This window comes from Pseudomonas sp. 18175, assembly GCF_050432925.1.
In the GTDB taxonomy this organism is placed as follows: domain Bacteria; phylum Pseudomonadota; class Gammaproteobacteria; order Pseudomonadales; family Pseudomonadaceae; genus Aquipseudomonas.
Genome location: NZ_JBKFTO010000037.1, coordinates 32,736 through 48,355 on the forward strand (window position 1 = coordinate 32,736; position 15,620 = coordinate 48,355).

Annotated in this window: 12 protein-coding genes and 2 pseudogenes; 4 read left to right on the plus strand and 10 right to left on the minus strand. The window is 62.3% G+C overall.

All coding sequences use genetic code 11. From position 1 onward, the window contains the following. Nucleotides 1-119: 119 nt before the first annotated feature. Together ACLD1Y_RS30315 and ACLD1Y_RS30320 are read left to right on the plus strand one after the other, a co-directional pair. Nucleotides 120-1,016 (plus strand): LysR family transcriptional regulator, encoded by an 897-nt coding sequence (locus ACLD1Y_RS30315; protein WP_429481329.1) that lies wholly within the window; start codon nt 120-122, stop codon nt 1,014-1,016. A gap of 88 nt (nt 1,017-1,104) precedes the next feature. Further along, nucleotides 1,105-1,926 carry a 5'-nucleotidase, lipoprotein e(P4) family gene (locus tag ACLD1Y_RS30320; protein WP_429481330.1) on the plus strand — a complete coding sequence of 274 codons (822 nt, stop codon included), beginning with the start codon at nt 1,105-1,107 and terminating at the stop codon, nt 1,924-1,926. A gap of 162 nt (nt 1,927-2,088) precedes the next feature. Here ACLD1Y_RS30320 and ACLD1Y_RS30325 read toward each other — a convergent pair. Beyond that, nucleotides 2,089-2,304 (minus strand): annotated as a pseudogene (locus tag ACLD1Y_RS30325) (type VI secretion system tube protein Hcp); the annotation flags it as partial. Between the two features lie 171 nt (nt 2,305-2,475). After that, nucleotides 2,476-2,754, minus strand: a pseudogene (locus ACLD1Y_RS30330) (Hcp family type VI secretion system effector); the annotation flags it as partial. A 185-nt stretch (nt 2,755-2,939) separates the two neighbouring features. On the opposite strand from ACLD1Y_RS30330, the gene ACLD1Y_RS30335 reads away from it, so the two are divergent. Further along, on the plus strand, nt 2,940-3,854 hold the full coding sequence (locus ACLD1Y_RS30335; protein ID WP_429481331.1) for an NAD synthetase: 915 nt from the start codon (nt 2,940-2,942) through the stop codon (nt 3,852-3,854). Beyond that, a complete protein-coding gene (locus tag ACLD1Y_RS30340) occupies nt 3,851-4,336 on the plus strand; it encodes a hypothetical protein (protein ID WP_429481332.1) in 486 nt (161 codons plus the stop codon). The genes ACLD1Y_RS30335 and ACLD1Y_RS30340 overlap by 4 nt, the downstream gene beginning before the upstream one ends. Nucleotides 4,337-4,486: 150 nt before the next feature. Here ACLD1Y_RS30340 and ACLD1Y_RS30345 read toward each other — a convergent pair whose 3' ends face one another. From ACLD1Y_RS30345 to ACLD1Y_RS30380, 8 genes are all read right to left on the minus strand, one after another. Continuing rightward, nucleotides 4,487-6,100: a dipeptide ABC transporter ATP-binding protein gene (locus ACLD1Y_RS30345; protein WP_429481333.1), complete on the minus strand. Its 1,614-nt coding sequence runs from the start codon at nt 6,098-6,100 to the stop codon at nt 4,487-4,489. Continuing rightward, nucleotides 6,097-7,071, minus strand: a complete 975-nt coding sequence (locus ACLD1Y_RS30350; RefSeq protein WP_429481334.1) for an ABC transporter permease — start codon at nt 7,069-7,071, stop codon at nt 6,097-6,099. Before ACLD1Y_RS30350 ends, ACLD1Y_RS30345 begins: the two co-directional genes overlap by 4 nt. Next, the gene (locus ACLD1Y_RS30355) at nt 7,068-8,018 is read right to left on the minus strand and encodes an ABC transporter permease (RefSeq protein ID WP_429481335.1); all 951 of its coding nucleotides are present in this window, start codon (nt 8,016-8,018) and stop codon (nt 7,068-7,070) included. Before ACLD1Y_RS30355 ends, ACLD1Y_RS30350 begins: the two co-directional genes overlap by 4 nt. Further along, nucleotides 8,015-9,589 (minus strand): ABC transporter substrate-binding protein, encoded by a 1,575-nt coding sequence (locus ACLD1Y_RS30360; RefSeq protein ID WP_429481336.1) that lies wholly within the window; start codon nt 9,587-9,589, stop codon nt 8,015-8,017. The genes ACLD1Y_RS30355 and ACLD1Y_RS30360 overlap by 4 nt, the downstream gene beginning before the upstream one ends. Then, entirely contained in the window at nt 9,586-10,929 is a 1,344-nt protein-coding gene (locus ACLD1Y_RS30365; RefSeq protein WP_429481337.1) for an LLM class flavin-dependent oxidoreductase, read from the minus strand. The genes ACLD1Y_RS30360 and ACLD1Y_RS30365 overlap by 4 nt, the downstream gene beginning before the upstream one ends. A 13-nt stretch (nt 10,930-10,942) precedes the next feature. Continuing rightward, nucleotides 10,943-13,387 (minus strand): TonB-dependent receptor plug domain-containing protein, encoded by a 2,445-nt coding sequence (locus tag ACLD1Y_RS30370; RefSeq protein WP_429481338.1) that lies wholly within the window; start codon nt 13,385-13,387, stop codon nt 10,943-10,945. Between the two features lie 6 nt (nt 13,388-13,393). Beyond that, nucleotides 13,394-14,350, minus strand: a complete 957-nt coding sequence (locus ACLD1Y_RS30375; protein WP_429481339.1) for an ABC transporter substrate-binding protein — start codon at nt 14,348-14,350, stop codon at nt 13,394-13,396. A gap of 10 nt (nt 14,351-14,360) precedes the next feature. After that, nucleotides 14,361-15,194 carry a class II aldolase/adducin family protein gene (locus ACLD1Y_RS30380; protein WP_429481340.1) on the minus strand — a complete coding sequence of 278 codons (834 nt, stop codon included), beginning with the start codon at nt 15,192-15,194 and terminating at the stop codon, nt 14,361-14,363. Nucleotides 15,195-15,620: the final 426 nt, after the last annotated feature.

Here is a 15,620-nt window from a genome sequence, read left to right on the forward strand (position 1 = left end):
CGGTTATATGGTTAAAAGAACACGGTCTAGTTGAAGCAGGTTTAGTGATTGAGCGGGATAAAAGATCAGGCTATAAGTGCTCGGTTTTATTAACAGGCAATACCCGAGTGTTCTAACTTATGAATCTTCGCCAGATGGAAGTCTTCCGTTCCATCATGCTCACCGGCAGCATCGCAGGCGCCGCCGAGTTGTTGCATATCTCCCAGTCCGCCGTGAGCAAAATGCTCAGCCACACCCAGCAGCGTGGTGGCCCCAAATTGTTCGAACTGGTCAAGGGCCGGCTGGTGCCCACCAGCGAAGCGCGGGAGCTGTACGAGGAAGTCGAGCGGCTGTGGCGCAACGTGGAGCGGGTGCGCGAGCTGTCCAGCGAACTGGCCAACCCGTCCAAGGGCAACCTGTACATCGCCGCGTCCCCGAGCCTGGGCATGTCCGTGGTGCCTCAGAGCCTGGCGCAAACCGTCAAGGAACGCCCGGACCTGAGCGTCAAAGTGATCCTGCCGCTGCCTGGCGCACTGACCGATGTGGTGGCGGAAAAGATCGTCGATATCGGCATCACCACGTTTGAAGTCGATCACCCGAGCATCACCGTGCATGCGCGCTATAGCTGTCCGTTGGTGTGCATCATGGCGCCTTCCCATCCGTTGGCGGCGCTTGAGTCCATCAGCCCGACGGACTTGATCGGCCATCGGCTGATTTCGGTGCCGTTGCAGGAGTTGTATGGCATCAATGAGGAGAAGGTGTATGGCGACGTATTGGCGCAGTTGAACATTGGCTTGCAGGTGCGTTCGGGGTTGATTGCCAGCCTGTTCAGCCTGGCCAGTGGAGAGATTGCGGTGGTGGATGCGCTGGCGGTTTCGGGCAATTTGCTGCCGTTGGTGATACGCCGGTTTGAGAGTGCGGCGGCGGTGAATATTTCGGTGATTCATAACAGCTTCAAGCCGCTGTCGCCGCAGGCGTTGTTGTTTCGGGATTTGGTGATGGAGCATTTGCGCGGGGTCGCGGGGAATTACCCATAAACCCGAAGCCGCGCTCTGCGCACTCTCCCACCGTCTTTATCAGTAGACTGGGCATCACCCTGCACCCCTGACCCGAGACTGCCCCTTGATGCGCACCCTGATCATCGCCAGCCTGTGCCTGCTCGCCGGCTGCCAACAGACCCCACCGGCCAACGACCAACTCGACGCCGTGCTTTGGACCCAAACCTCCATCGAGCACGAGTTGATCTACCACCAAGTGTTCGCCAACGCCACCCGCCAACTGGACGTGGCCCTGGCCGATCCAACCTGGGACGCCCTGCCCTTCGCCCCGCGCAACCTCAATGGCCTGCCGCCTGCGGTGGTGGTGGATATCGACGAGACGGTGCTGGACAACGTGCCGCTCAATGCCCGCGATGTGGTCAACAACCAGATCTACTCCTTTGAGCGCTGGAACACCTGGGTCGAGCAAGCCAAGGCCCAGGCCCTGCCCGGTGCGGTGGCCTTCCTGCAAGCGGCGGCGCACAAAGGCATCAAGGTCTACTACGTGACCAACCGCGAGCACAGCCAGGTCGCGGCCACCGCTAGAAACCTGCGCCTGCGCGGTTTCCCCCTTCAGAGCGATGAGCAGATCCTGGCCGCCAGCACCCCCACTGGCCACTGCGAAAGCGCAGGCTATGGCAAGACCTGCCGCCGCCAGTGGATCGCCAGCCATGCCCGTGTGTTGTTGATGGCAGGCGACTCCCTGGGGGATTTCGTGCAGGCCGAACACAACACCCTCGCCGACCAGCGCAAAGCGGTGGAACCCTATCTGAACTGGCTGGGCCAGCGCTGGTTCCTGCTGCCCAACCCCACCTATGGCAACTGGTACAGCGCGCCGTATGGGGATGACGACACACTGCCGTTTGAGCGCAAGCGTCAGGCTAAGCAGCAGGTGTTGCAGTTGCTGTAGGGAGCGGGCTTGCCACGCTCACTACAGACTCCGCGTTACCCGCTCGCACATATCCAACAACCGCCCCGGAATATCCGCCAGCAGACTGCGAGCGTATTCTCTGGGCGCTGTTGGAAAAGTGCTATTCGCTCCCATGACACGCATGAGAACGATCAACAAACCTCAAACCTTCACGTTCTGCCGAATATTCCACCCAAACTTCACCGGCCCACCGTCCTTGGCGCCATCGGCTTTTTGCGGCTGGTAGCTGACTTCGACGGTGGCGAAGTTCAGGGAAATACTCTCGTGCAGTACATCGGCGCCCGGTTGCGCGCCGGTGCCGTAGGACACCACCATCACCTCCTTCAAGGTGATCACCAGGTACTCCACCGGGCTAGCCCTAATGCCAGTCAGTTAAGGGCAAACACCGTCAGTGTGGCGAGGGAGCTTGCTCCCGCTGGGCCGCGTAGCGGCCCCAAAGATGGGACTGCTGCGCAGTCCAGCGGGAGCAAGCTCCCTCGCCACAGGTTAGCTTTTACTCTTTCTAACCCTTAACTGACTGGCATTGGGGCTAGCCCCGCCGGCCTTGCGCACCACCAACCGCGCCTCGGGGTAATGCTTGCCGCTGGCGCAGGCCATCATCAGGTTGGGGCTGGATTTATCCAACGGTTTGGTCAGGTTCAGGTTGGCCACATTGACCTTGCCCGCCCCGCCGCCGCCACCACTGTGCATGGAACCGGTCTGCGCCAGCCCCCAAGCCCACTCGGTGATATCAATCTCATCGCGATGGGCCTGGTCCCGTGACTCACCCTTGATATCGCCCAGTTTCAAAAACATATCGACGGCCATGTTGGCTCCCTGTCCTGGTATGCATCGGAAGTGACGCGGGGCGAACTTTTCCCGATCTGACACGGTGTCAACAAGTCGCCAAGGCGGGATCGGGAAGTACCTGTCTTGAGAAAGCGAAACTTCCGACACTCATCTGCGTCACGGCGTCTTTACTCTTTCGACTCCCAAAAACCAGGAGTTAAGGAATGACCAGCGCTCTGTTCAAGGACGGATTCCCCTCGGCCCATCGCACCACGCGCCAACGCATTGAAAGCAGCATCGACCTGCGCCGATTGTTTGCCGCCATCGATGCCGACCCGGCGCTGATTGGTGCGGGGGTGGTGTATATCGATGGGGATTTCGCCGTGGTGACGCTGCGTGATTTTCAGCCGGTGTGCAGGGTGCAGCCGATCAAGGTGGTGTTGCGTGAGGCGCCACGGGCTGTGGGGGCGGTGGAGTTTCACCGGATGCTGGAGCAGGAACCGCGGGAGTCGGGGTGGGTGGCGGAGGCGTCGAAGACGACTTTGACCTGTGCTGGGGCGCTCTTGAGCTGGCATGTTGTTTACAGCGGTATAGCGCTGATGCCATTTACTGCTGGCGCTAGTGTTGTCGTCTCATTCATAGGTACTGCCGCTGTCGTAGCCGGTTTGTTCCAGTGCGCCGCAGGTGTCAATCAAACCGTAAACGAAGTTTGGGATCCACGGAGAAATGATTACCTGGACAATAACGCGTGGTACGAAGGGATGATGATCGCCCTGGACGGCGTTTCTCTACTGGGGGTAGGTACGTCGGCATTGACCACCGTTAGAGTGATCAACCTATCCAATAGGGCTACAGGAAAACCACTTCGAGAAGTACTCCGTGGGTTAAGCCGCCAAGAGCGGGCCAAATTGACGGATGAACTACTTAGAATCCAAGACCCGCGAATGACGCCAAAACTACTAAAGCTCAAGCAAGCCGCTGGAGATTTGTCTAAGCGCTTTCAAGCGACACAAATAAAACCCATCACACACATGCACCTCAAAGATGTTGCCGCAGCCGGGCTAGGCCTCACCAGCAGCATAATCTCAGGAAATACCCGAATACTGGCTGTCGGGATCTACGAGGAGCTCAGCGAATGAAAAACCGCCGCGCCTCCCCCTACATCGTTGATCTGCGCCCGCTTTGGATTCGTCACCGACTCGCGTTGTTTGGCGGGGTTTTAGCCATGTGCTTTTCAATCGGCACGGCAGGCACGTTGATGAACCTAACCTACTTCGCCGATGCCTCTGATGAATTTGCAACGGGGATGTTTTTCACTAGCAGCGCAGTAGCCTGCACACTATTCGGCGTCGCGCAGAGCGCAGTACTTTACGGTTACTCCAAGTGGGTTTGGCTACAGGCGGGTGTGTTCGTGAGTTATTTTCTGACTGTTATCCCAACGATCACTTATAACCCCGACCGCGCCCTGTTTAGCCTGGCTCTCCTGAGCCCATTAATCGGAATGCTGTGCCTGAACAGCAAACGCCAACGGGAAATGCGTCGAACGATGTTTGAAGTCCGCCACAAACGCGAAGCCCTCATCACCACCCTGAAAAAACAGGGCAAATGGAAGTGGTGGTGAGCCTCCCTCAATGCCGCTGCTATCCACCTGACGTATGAGGATCAAACTGTAGGAGCGAGCTTGCTCGCGAAGAACTCGAATACACCACGTTCAGCCAGGTTTCACGCGTTATCGTTGACGTTTTTCGCGAGCAAGCTCGCTCCTACAGTGTTAACAGCATGCCTCCAACAACCGCCCCGGAATATCCGCCAACAGACTGCGCGTGTACTCACTAGTCGGCGCGGTGAAAATCCGCTCGCAATCCCCCTGCTCCACCACCCTGCCCGTGCGCATCACCACCACGTGATCAGAAATCTGCCGCACCACCGCCAAGTCGTGGGAGATGAACAGGTAGCTCAACCCCAAGCGTTCCTGCAAATCCGCCAGCAGTTTCAAGATCTGCCCCTGGATCGACGCATCCAGCGCCGACAGCGGTTCATCCAGCACCAATAGCTGCGGTTCCAACGCCAACGCCCGTGCAATGGCGACGCGCTGGCGTTGCCCACCAGATAATTCCACTGGCCGGCTGCCCAGCAACCGCGCCGGTAACTCAACCTGCTCCAGCAAAGTCGCCGCGCGCTGTCGCCGCCATGCCACGTCGCCGATATCAAACGCCTGCAACGGCTCGCTGATGATTTGCTCCAGGCTCAACCGTGGGTTCAGCGACGCATAGGGATTCTGATAGACCACCTGGATCCGCCGCCGCAGCGCCAGCCAATCGCGCCGCGACACTCGGCTGATGTCTTGCCCGTCAAACAGCACACTGCCGCTGTCCAACCGCTCCAGCCCCAGGATCAAACGCGCCGTGGTGGATTTGCCCGAGCCCGACTCGCCCACCAGGCTGGTGGTGCCGTGGCGTGGCAGGTGGAATGACACCGCATCCACCGCCAAAGCCCCCGGCTGGCGCCAGGTGGAGAAGTCTTTGCTCAAGCCTTGCACCGTCAGCAGTGGCGTCGCCTCGGCCTGCACCGCGCTAGCCTGGCGCCGCTGTTGCACCAACAGGCTCGGCGCCGCTGCGAGCAGTTGCCGCGTGTAGGCGTGCTGCGGTGCCTGGAACACCTGGCGGGCCGGGCCGGTCTCGACGATGCGGCCCTGGTGCATCACCAACAACCGATCCGCCCGGTCCAGCGCCACCCCCAGGTCGTGGGTGATCAACAACACCGCCGTGCCGCGCTCGCGGGCCAGGGATTGCAGGCGGTCGAGAATCTGGCGCTGCACCCCCACATCCAGAGCGCTGGTGGGTTCGTCGGCGATCACCAGCGGCGGGTCGTTGGCCAGGGCGATGGCGATCAGCACGCGCTGGCGCATACCGCCCGACAACTGATGGGGATAACCCCGCGCCACACGCTCGGCCTCCACCAGCCCGACTTCCCGCAGCAACGCCAGGCTGCGTTGGCGCGCCAGGGCCTTGGGCACGCCGTGCAAGGTCAGCGCCTCCACCAACTGCTGGCCGATGCGCTTGACCGGGTCCAGGGACAACGCCGGGTCTTGGGGTACAAAGCCCACGGTGCGCCCGCGAATACTCTGCCACTGGCGCTCGCTGGCCGTGGTCAGTTCTTGCCCGGCCAAACGAATGCTGCCGGACTCAATCGTCGCATTGCCCGCCAGCAAGCCCACCAGCGCCGCAGCGGTGGTGGATTTACCCGAGCCGGACTCGCCGACAATCGCCAGGATCTCCCCGGCCTTGAGTTGAAAATCAATCCCGGCCACGCCTTCGGTACGCCCGTCGCGGCCGTGGTAGGCGATGCGCAGGTCACGCACCGCCAGCAAATACTGCTCGCTCATCGATTGCTTCCTTGATCCTGTTGCAACGCCCGCGCCAGTTGATTGGCCGATACCACCACCGCTGCCACCACCAGGCCCGGCAGGCTGGTGTACCACCACGCAGCAATCATGTAATTGCGCCCCTCGGCCACCAGCAAACCCCATTCCGGTTGCGGCGGCGGCGCGCCAAAGCCGAGAAAACTCAAGGCCGACACCGACAGCACGGCGCTGCCAAATTCCAGTGCCGCCAACGCCAGCACCGGCGCGCTGGCATGGGGCAGGATGTGCCGCACGATAATCCTCCACGGCCCCACGCCGCAGGCCGACGCCGCTTCGACAAAGGTGCTGGCGCGCCAGCGCAGCACTTCACCGCGCACCAGCCGGGCGAAGGTAGCTACCGACGACAAGCCCACCGCCAGCGCGATATTCAGCGTGCCAAACCCCAGCACGGTGATCACCGCCATCGCCAGCAACAGCNGCAGCACTTCACCGCGCACCAGCCGGGCGAAGGTAGCTACCGACGACAAGCCCACCGCCAGCGCGATATTCAGCGTGCCAAACCCCAGCACGGTGATCACCGCCATCGCCAGCAACAGCGCGGGGATGGCCATCAGCACTTCCACCAAGCGCATCAATACGGCATCCACCCAGCCGCCGAAAAACCCGGCCAGCACGCCCAATACAATGCCGCTGAACAAGGCGATCAACACCGCCAACAAGGTTGCGCGCAACGACAAGCCAGCGCCGTACACCGTACGGCTGTAGAGGTCGCGGCCGAGGTGATCGGTGCCAAACCAATGGGCCATCGAAGGGCTTTGCAATGCGTTGGCGGGCACGCCGAGCAACGGGTCGAAATGGGTAAACAGCTGCGGCCACAGCGCCCAACCGAGCACCAGCAACAACACCAACACCCCCAGCGGCAACAACGGCCGCCGCCGCAGCAGGGTGAAATAACGCGGCCGTGGCAACACGGCGGTCAAGGCTAAGCTCATCGGGCACCTGCGCGAATACGGGGGTCGAGTAACGGATACAGCAGGTCCACCAGCAGGTTGACGCCGATAAAAATCAGCGCGGCCAACACCACCACGCCCTGCACCACCGGAATGTCCTGGCTGCTCACTGCGCCTTGGGCCAAGCGGCCAATGCCTTCGCGGGAGAACACGGTTTCGGTGACCACCGAGCCGGCCAGCAACGAGCCGACAATCACCCCGCTCAGGCTCAAGATCGGGGTCACCGCGTTATGCAGCACATGGCTCAGCAATACCCGCAACGGGCTCAAGCCCTTGGCCCGCAGCGCATCGACAAAGGGCAGGCGCGAGGTGGCCGCCAGGGAACGCGACAACACCTGGGCGATCACCGCGCTGGTGGGAATCGCCAAGGTCAGCGTCGGCAACACCAACGAGGCCAAGCCCTGATTGCCCATGGCCGGGAACAGGTGCCAGCCAAACGAAAACCACTGCAACAGCAACAGCCCCACCCAGAACGTCGGCAACGACACCGCCACCGCCGGCAAGCCCAGCAATAAATCCCGCAACCAACGCTGGCGGGTCAGGCTGGCCAGCAACGCCAACCCCACCCCCAACACCAGCGACACCGCCAGCGACAGCAGTGCCAACGCCGCCGTCTTCGGCAACGCCTCGGCCAGCGACGCCGACACCGACTGGCCACTCTGGATCGAATCGCCAAAATCCAGTTGCAGCGCATGCCACAGGGCAATGCCGTACTGCACCGCCAGCGGCTCATCCAGGTGGTAGTGCGCCCGCAGCTCGGCCACTTGCTGCTGGTTGACGGTGGTCTGCTCGCCACTCTGGTTGAGCATGATGCTCACCGGGTCGCTGGGCAGCGCGTACAGGATCACAAACGACAAACTGAACGCCGCCCACAACACCAGCGACGCCTGCCCGGCCCTGGCCAACAGGTAGAACGCCGCGCCCTTCATGGCTGCAACCAGGTGTCGAAGAACTGCAACCGCGACGACGCTTCGTAATGCAGGCCCTGCACGTTTTTGCCGTGGGCCAGCACGGTTGCCAGTTCCACCAGGGCAATCGCGTGGCCGTCGCGCAACAGCAACTCGCTGGCCTGGTCGATCAGTACTTGGCGCTTGGCGGTGTCGAGGGTTTCGGAGGACTCACGCAACAGCCGGTCCACCTCCCCCGGTTGACGCTGGTTGATGTTGTAGCCCTGGGCGTAATACACCGTGCGCAACACATCCGGGTCGGCGCGGGTCAGGTTGAGGAAGCGCACACTGAAATCCCCTGCCGCCTGGAGCGCCGTGACCTGGCTGATGGTGGATTTATTCAGCTGAAAGTCCACGCCAACGGCCTTCCATTGCTGCTGCACCAGTTCCAGGATCGGCGTCTGCTGCCAGTAGTCCAGACGAAACGACAACCGCTTGCCGTCCTTGACCCGCACCCCATCGGCGCCCACCTGCCAACCGGCTTCGTCCAGCAGTTTGCGTGCGCCGTCCGGGTCATACGCCAACAGCGTGGAAAAGTCCCGGTACAGCGGCGTACTGGTGGCGAGCAGCGCAGTGGCCGGTTTCTGATAGCGCGAAATAATGCGCTGCAACTCGGCGCGATCAATCGCCTTGCTCAACGCCTGGCGCACCTTGATATCGGCGAACAAAGGCGTCGATTCGTTCAGCGCCAGGTTGAACACCACACCGGGGTTGGCGCGGGTCAACAACACCAGGCCCTGGCCCTCGATGCTCGGTTCATCCTGAGGCGCCACGCTGGTGTTCACCTCGATCTGCCCAGAGGCCAGGCTGCCCAGGCGCACACCGGATTCGGGGATGATCAAAAACTCGATGCCGTCCAACCACGCCTTGCCCTTGTGCGCTGCCAGGGATGAACCCCAGGCGTAATCGTCACGGCGTACCAGGGAAACCTTCTGGTTATGCACGAACGACTTGAGCACAAACGGCCCCGAGCCCACCAACTGGCCCTGGCAACGATCCGCCGAAGGCAGCGCCAGGTTGGCCGGTGACAACAGGCCCAAGGTCATGGTGGAGGTGGCTTGCAGGAATTGCGCGTTGGGTTGCTTGAACGCCACCACCACGGTGTGGGTGTCCGGCGTATCGATGCTTTGCAGGCCTGCCAGGTAGGTTGACCCCAGGATCGAACGCGCGCCCAGGGCCACGATGCCTTCCAGGTTGGCCTTGACCGCCGCCGAGTCCACCGCCGCGCCATCGCTGAAGGTGGCGCCCTGGCGCAGCACAAAGGTGAAGCGCCGCGAGTCGGCGTCCACGTCCCAGCGCTCGGCCAGCCACGGCACGATTTCACCGGTGACTGGGTCTTGATCGGTCAACGAATCCACCACTTGGCGCCCCACGTTCAACGCCGTGTTGTTCCCCGCCTGCTGTGGGTCGACGCATTGCGGGTCGCCGTCCAAGGCCACGCGCAAGGTACCGCCGCTCAGGGGTTGGCTGGTATCTGCCTGAGGCGCTTGCTCGGACGGCCCGCCGCACGCCGCCAGGAGCAACGCCAGCAACGCGACTGAAAGCTGCTTCATGCACGCGCTCCCTGATGCCGGTTGGCAATAAATGGCAAACCCAGGTTTTCCCGCAGGGTCTGGCCCTGATATTCGGTGCGGAACAGCCCTCGGCGCTGCAACTCGGGCACCACGCCCTCGGCAAAATCCGCCACGCCCTGGTGCAGCCCGGAAAACATCACATTGAAGCCATCGGCCGCGCCGCTTTCGAACCATTCCTGGAAGTCATCCGCCACGCTTTGCGGCGTGCCGATCAGGATGCGATGCCCACCGGCGGTGAGTTTGTTGAACAGCTCGCGCACCGTGGGGCGTTCGCGGCGGATCAGGTCGAATACCAGTTTCTGCCGGCTCTTGTGGGTGTTGGTGTCGAAGTGCTCCGGTGGCAGCGGCACCAGGGAATCAAACGGCAACTCCGACAGATCAAAACCCAGGCTGGTAAAGCGCGAGATGGAACTGAGGAAGGCCTTGGGGTCTTGCAGCTCCTGCAGCTGGTCGTATTTGGCCTGGGCTTCGGCCTGGGTGCGGCCGATCACCGTGGACACCCCCGGCAGCACTTTGAGGTGTTCGGGGTTGCGCCCCAACGCGGCGGCGGTTTGCTTGATCTCCTGGTAGAACGCCAGGCCCTGCTCCACCGTATGCTGGGCGGTGAAAATCAACTCCCCGGCGCGCGCCGCCAATCGCCGACCGGCATCGGAAGAACCGGCCTGGGCAATCACCGGATAGCCCTGCACCGGGCGCGAGGCATTGAGCGGGCCTTGCACCTGGAAGTGTTTGCCGTGGTGGTTGAGCACATGCAGTTTGTCGGTGTCCAGCCATTGCCCGCTGGCTTTGTCCTGGATAAATGCATCGTCGGCCCAGCTGTCCCACAGGCCGGTGACCACGTCGTAGAACTCCTCGGCACGCTCGTAGCGGTCGGCGTGCTGGATGTGGTCGTCGCGGTTGAAGTTCTCGCCGCCGCCCAACGACGTGACCAAATTCCAGCCCACTCGGCCGCCGCTCAGGTGGTCGATATTGGCGAACTTGCGCGCAATGTTATACGGCTCGTTGTAGGTGGTGCTGGCGGTGGCGATCAAGCCGATATGTCGCGTGGCCAAGGCCAGCGCCGGCAGCAACACCAGCGGGTCCCAGCGCACGCTGTTGGGGCCGCGCGCCAGGGCCAGCGGGTCGAGATCGACGTTGACCGAGTCGTTGAAAAACAGCGCATGAAAGCGCGCCGCTTCGAGCTTTTCGGCGATCCAGCGGTAGTGCCCGAAGTCGCTGAACGAGTCCTTGGCCGCGCTCGGATGGCGCCACGCCGAGCCCATGATGCCGGCACTGGGGATGAAGGCGCCGAGCAGGATTTGGCGGTCTTGTTGGCTCATGTCGCAGTCCTCATCAGAAGGTGTAGGTGGCGCGGGTGTACCAGAACGCGCCGTAGGGATCGAACGGCGAGATGCTGCCGAACTTCGGAAAACCGTTGACGTCGCCTTGGGGGAAGGCGTTGTTGTCGGCGCGCACGTTGAGGATGTTGTTGCCGCCCACCGCCAGGTTGAGGTTTTTGCTGAAGTTGTAGGCCACCTCAAGATCGGTCAGCCATTTAGCGCCGTAGGTCACGTCGTAGGCGGGGTTGGCGTCGCGGGCGATGACCTTGTCGTAGCGCGTGAGGCCGGCGTTGACGTCGAAGTTGTCGACCTTCCAGTTGGCGCTGAGGATCAGCTTGGTCTTGGGGTTGGCCACGGTCAGGTAACCCTGAGCGACGCGGTCGAACAGCACCAGGTTGCTGCCTGCCGAGGTGAGCGAGGCTGGCGTGGACTTGATACTGTCGATGGTGGTTTTGTTGTAGTTGGCGGCCACCCCGTATTTGACCGTGCCAAGGGCGCCGTAATCGACGCGGTAGTCGGTGACCAGATCGATGCCACGGGTGGTGGTGTCGGCGGCGTTGGTGAAGTACTTCACTCGATAGCCAGGCCGGTAGCCGTTGGCTTGCAGAATCTGGTCAACCCCGGTGCCATACAAAAAGCCGGTCTGGGCGATGCGGTCGCGGATCTCGATCTGGTAGGCGTCCAGGGTCACGTTGGCTTCCGGCAGCGGCTTCCAGGCAAACCCGACGCTGATATTGCGCGACTTCTCCGGCTTGAGCGCCTCGGCCCCCAGGGCCTGGCCCAGCACCGAATCCACCCGCACCGACTTGGCCTCGACAAACTGCGCCACGCCATTGACCGAGGTGTACTGGTTGGCGGTTTGCGCATACACCGACTGGGACAGCGACGGCGCACGGAAGCCGTTGCTCAGGGTGCCGCGCAGGGCGAATTCCGGGGTGAGGTCGTAGCGCAGTGAGAGCTTGCCGCTGCGGGTGTTGCCGGAATCGTCATCGTAATGCTCAAAGCGCCCGGCCACGCCGACGTAGAGTTTTTCCGTGGGGTTGACGCCCACGTCCACATAGCTGGCGTAGCTGTTGCGGCTGGCCTGGCCTTCGTCTTCCGGGGTCAGGGTAATCGCGCCCTGGGCGCCCACGGCGCCAGGCTGCCCGGCCAACGGGCCGCTGGGGTAGATATAGCCGCCATTGATGTACGACAGCGGGTTGCCGGACTCGGTCTTGTAGCGCTCATGCCGATGCTCAAGGCCGCCGGATATTTGCAGCGGTTTGCTCAGGCCCACGTCGAAGGCGCGGGTGAGGTCGAGGTTGTTGGTCCACTGGTCGAAGTAGTTGGTGTAGGTGGTGAAGTGGGTCGGGCTCGACGGACCCAGCGAGGCGTTGAGGGTCTCGTCGGCACCGGCCACGCCCTTGTCGCGGCCGAAGGTGGAGCTTAAATCCCAGTTCCACTCGGCCACCTTGCCCTTGCCGCCGGCGGCCACTTGGTAGTCGGTTTCGCGCAGGGTGTAGAACGGCGCGGTGCCGTCCGGGTAGATCGACGGGATGATGTTGGTGGAGTTGGGCCTGCGGTAGTTCTGCCCGCCCCGAGCGTCGCGGTTGCTGAGGGTCGAGAACGAGTACAGGGTCACATCGTCCAGGGGCAGTTCGGCGTTGTAGGCGACGTTGATCGCCTTGATTTTCGGCAGGCCGTTTTTCTGCACGTCCTTGTCGTTGGCCTCTCGCGGGTCGGCGGAGCCGTCGGGCTGGCGGTAGTAGAACGAACCCGTCGCGTCCCGCGCACGTACAGCGGTCTGCTGGGACTTGGCATCCAGGGACAAATTGAAGAAGCCGTCGTTGGGCAAGGCAAAACCGCTGTTCAGGGTTTGCCGAATGATGCCGCCGTCGCCCTTGGTGTATTCGCCATAGGAGGTGCTGGCCGAGCCGCCATGGTCGTTCTGCTTGAGGATGATATTGATCACCCCGGCAATCGCATCCGAACCGTACTGGGCCGAGGCACCGTCGCGCAGCACTTCGATATGGTCGATGGCGCTCACCGGGATCATGTCCAGGTCCACCGGGTTGGTGCCGTAGGCCGCCGTGGAATCGAGGTTGATCACCGCGCTGTTGTGGCGGCGCTTGCCGTTGACCAGCACCAGCACGTTGGAACCGTTGAGGCCGCGCAGGCTGTAGGGCCGGGCGATGCTGTCGTTGGACGAGCCGGACGGGCGCTGGGAAAACGACGGCAGGGTTTTCTGCAACGCCGCCCGCAGGCTGCTGTCGCCGGTTTTTTCCAGTTGCTGGGCGCTGATCACATCGATGGGCGCCGGGCTGCTGGTGACGGTGCGCGCTTCGCTGCCCCGGGAGCCGGTGACGATCACCGTGTCGAGGGTGTCATCGGTGGTCGCGGCATAGGCCGGCAGCATAGAGAAACCAGCGAACATCAGCGGCGCAAGTTGCAAGGTGGAACGGTAGGCAGTGAGTTTCATGGCAGGTCAACTGTTCAGAATAGGGTTGAAGTCGTCGCGCCACAGCGGCGTTGCATCGACGCTCTGGCTGATCAAATGGTTTTGGTAGAACAGGTCGGCCACCTGCTGCTGGGAACGGATGGTGTCGGCATCGATGCCCACCAGGCGGCCGGGGCGGCTGCGCTGCTGGAACTGGCGCAGGTACAACCCGCGGTCGATGCCGGTCAGCGCTTCACTGCGCTCGGCCCAGCGTTCGGGATGGGCATTGACCCAGGCCCAGGTGGCTTGCTCACGCCGCAAAAAATCGCCTACCTGGCTGCGGCGTTGAGGGTCGGCCAATACCTGTTGCGTGGTCGCAATCACGTAATTGCCGGAGTAGTAGCGGCTGACATCCGCCAGCAGCTCGCCGTCCATCAGGCTGGTGGCCTGCAACGCGCTGATGCCGCCGGTGGCGATGGCGTCCACATGGCCGTTGCGAAAGGCCGTCAGCGCGTCTTGCATCGGCAGCGGCACCGCCGTCACATCAGCCAGGGACAGGCCGTTTTGCGCGAGCATGTTCAACACGAAATAGTGGGTATTGGTGGCGCGCACATAGCTGATGGTCTTGCCCTTGAGGTCCGCGACCGTGCGGATGCCACTGTCCTTTTTCACCACCAGGCTGGTGTCGTTCCTGTCGCCCTGATAGACCGCCACCAGCGCAATCGGCAGTTGGGCAATCGAGGCGAAAATCGGCGGGATTTCGCTCATGAACGCGTAGTCCAGATGGCCGCTGCGCAAGGCTTCGAGTACCAGGTTGCCGCCACTGACATCCACCCACTCCACCGGGTACGGCGTATCCGCCTGGCCGGCATCGGCGAGGAACGACGCGGCGGTGCCCTTGTAGCGCCACACCCGCAGCGGCTCTGGCGCCTGGGCTCCGAGTAGGGAGCCGGCCACGAGAACGCCGCCGGCGAGCAGCAATTGCCGTCGGGAAAGACTGTGCATGGTGGGTGCCTCAGTTGAACAGGTCGGGTTCTTCAGTGCGGATCTGGTCCCACAGCGGCAGGAAGTTGAGCCAGGCAAAGAACTCGTGGCGCGCCTTGTCGACACCGCCTTCCAGCGCATCCGGCGCCGGAATCAGCGGCGCCCCGGCCGAGTGCGCCAGCAGGTGCACACGGGCGGTGTCTTCAGCGAGGATGAAACGCCAGGCGGCGCTTTCCACCGTCTGGCCGGTGACCCACAGGCCGTGGTTCTGCCACACCAGCAGGTTGTTCTGGGCGAAGGTTTCGACAAAGGCCTGGGCGACGATTTTGCGATCTTGCTCCAGGGCGCCGCTGGCGGTACGCAGGGCGTGGCGCGGGAAGATCACTTGGTCATCAAGGAACGCGCCGGACTCGGCGGTGATGGGGTCGAACAAGCGGCCCAACGACGACCACACCCGGCCATGAAAACCGTGCAAATGGGCGATGCCCACCACCTCCGGCCGCGCCTGTTGCAGGTCATGGTGCAGTTCCAGGGCACTGGTGTTGAGCAGGCCTTCGCCCTCGACCACTTGGCCGTGGCTGTCGACCCGCAGCAGGTGGGAGACGGTGATTTGCGAGAACGGCACGCCGAGGGGGTTGATCCAGTATTGCTCGGGGTGGATCGGGTCACGGGCGGTGAAGTGCCCCGCTACGCCCACCTCATAACCCAGGCGACCGAACAGGCGATAGGCGGCGGCGAGTTTTTGCTTACGGTCCAGGCGCTCTTGCAAGGGGTCATCGTGTTTGGGCACGGCGCCCAGGGCCAGGCGGTTGTTGTCGTAGGGCAAGGTGTAGATGGTTTGGGGGAACAGCGTGGAATGGCTCATACAGTAGGCGCCTCGCAGTTGGGTTGAGTGAGTGTTCACCTCCACCATGCGAGGGGTCGGGTCTTGTCTGTACTGGAAGGTATTCGTCTAAGAAACGTCTGTAAAAGGCTTTGTAGTCATATGCTAATAATCAGGTTTTTTAATATTTATTTATTGGGTGATCAGGGAATTGCATTTTCCAGACTAGCGTGAATTGAGATTGGGGTTGTTCGTGATGGGGGGGTCTGAGTACATATCCGTTATTTGGGTAACGGCGGCTTATGGTTCCGCCCTTACGGCGGGTCACTTTTGGAAAAGAGCCCCAAAAGTAACCAAAAGGGCTCTTGCCCCACCACTCGGTGCCTCGCCTAGGCTCGGCATGCCCGAACGCAGGCTTGAATCCGTGGGCCGCCGTCATGGGCCATCCATGGCCCAGGACGGCTAACC